Annotated in this window: 1 pseudogene; it reads left to right on the top strand. The window is 57.2% G+C overall.

From position 1 onward, the window contains the following. Window positions 1–414 (top strand): annotated as a pseudogene (locus C446_RS04185) (ISH6 family transposase); the annotation flags it as partial.

Here is a 414-nt window from a genome sequence, read left to right as displayed (position 1 = left end):
ACCGAGGCGATCACTGACGACGCGACGGTCGTCAGTGACGCCGAGAATGCGCTCGTCGATGCGTTCGAGAATGGTGACCGATCTCACCAGCTCAACCTTGTTCACGTCGGTCGAACGCTCGGGTACAAGCTCTGGAAAGACGATGCGTTTCCGCTCTCCGAGCGGAAAGCGATCGTCTCTGGCGTTACGAATGATCTGTTCCATCTGAAGAACTCTGTCGCACTTCATGCACCGAGGAATGAGCGTTGGGCGATCCGCGAGCGGATCGACCAAACGCTCGAGAATCTTCGGAAAGAAGCCTGGAGATTAGAGTGTCAAGACTCCCCAAAAGCAGCGACGGACCTCCGGGAATGGGCAGAAGCAACCGTGACGTTCGCGGAGTTCGCGCTTGACCAACAGCAGGTTCCGTGGACA

Origin of the sequence: Halobiforma nitratireducens JCM 10879 (assembly GCF_000337895.1) — an archaeon.
Classification (GTDB): Archaea; Halobacteriota; Halobacteria; order Halobacteriales; family Natrialbaceae; genus Natronobacterium; species Natronobacterium nitratireducens.
The sequence above is the reverse complement of the archived record's forward strand: the minus strand, read 5'-3'. Positions and strand labels throughout refer to the sequence as shown.